Source organism: Thalassospira sp. UBA4513 (assembly GCF_002388495.1).
In the GTDB taxonomy this organism is placed as follows: Bacteria; Pseudomonadota; Alphaproteobacteria; order Rhodospirillales; family Thalassospiraceae; genus Thalassospira; species Thalassospira tepidiphila.
Map to the genome: position 1 here is coordinate 141,715 of NZ_DGMR01000020.1, position 231 is coordinate 141,945.

General features: G+C 51.9%; 1 pseudogene. It reads right to left on the reverse strand.

Annotated features, from left to right (window positions below):
* Positions 1–45 precede the first annotated feature (45 nt).
* Positions 46–231, reverse strand: a pseudogene (locus B2T33_RS07875) (energy-dependent translational throttle protein EttA); the annotation flags it as partial.

Here is a 231-nt window from a genome sequence, read left to right on the forward strand (position 1 = left end):
AAGGCCACCCGAAGGTGGCCTTTAATCTCAAAGCGCAAAACCGTCTTAGCGGGTCAGCGGCTTGTATTTAATGCGGTGCGGGCGGCTTGCCTCTTCACCATAGCGACGTTTGTAGTCGGCTTCATATTCCTGATAGTTTCCTTCGAACCACTCGACATGCGAGTTGCCCTCATAGGCCAGAATATGGGTCGCAATTCGGTCAAGAAAGAAACGATCGTGCGAGATGACCAC